The organism is Streptomyces sp. STR69 (assembly GCF_024519455.1).
Taxonomy (GTDB): Bacteria; Actinomycetota; Actinomycetes; order Streptomycetales; family Streptomycetaceae; genus Streptomyces.
In genome coordinates, this window is record NZ_JALJRY010000093.1 from 1 (window position 1) to 719 (window position 719).

Sequence of the window (719 nt, forward strand, 5' to 3'; positions counted from 1 at the left end):
CGCGTTTGAACCACTCGGGGTCCCGGTCCTTGGCGGGAGTGTCCTCGAAGGTGTCCGGGACGGGCTCGTTGACGATCATATTGTGGGTGACCCTCCGATCTGCGGGGACGGTCGCAGGACGGTGAGGATGTGTGCGGGCCGGTTACCCGGTTCCAGGCGCACATAGTTGGCCCTGCCCCAGTGATAGGTCTCACCGGTGAGCTCGTCGCGCACCGGCACCGACTCGTGCCATTCCAGGCCGAGTTGCGGCATGTCCAACGAGACCGTGGCCTCCTGGGTGTGGTGGGGGTCCAGGTTCACAACCACCAGAACCGTGTTCGAACCACTCCGCTTCGAGTAGGCGATCACCGCCTCCTGGTCCGTGTCATGGAAGTGGAGGTCGCGCAACTGCCGCAACGCCGGGCTCCGGCGTCGGACGTCGTTCAGCTTGCCCAGCAATGGCGCGATGCTACGTCCTTCCCGTTCGGCCGACGCCCAGTCGCGCGGGCGGAGTTGGTACTTCTCGGAGTCCAGATACTCCTCGCTGCCGGGCCGTAGCGGAGCGTTCTCGCACAACTCATACCCGCTGTACACCCCCCACGTCGGCGCGAGCGTCGCCGCCAGTACGGCCCGCAGCTCGAAGGCGGGCCGGCCGCCGTGCTGGAGGAACTCGTGCAGGATGTCCGGGGTGTTGACGAAGAAGTTGGGCCGCATGTAGGAGGCCGCCTCGCCCGACAACT

At 66.3% G+C, this 719-nt stretch carries 1 pseudogene; it reads right to left on the reverse strand.

What is annotated here, in order from left to right:
- Positions 1 to 75: 75 nt before the first annotated feature.
- Positions 76 to 719, reverse strand: a pseudogene (locus OC490_RS49095) (alpha-1,4-glucan--maltose-1-phosphate maltosyltransferase); the annotation flags it as partial.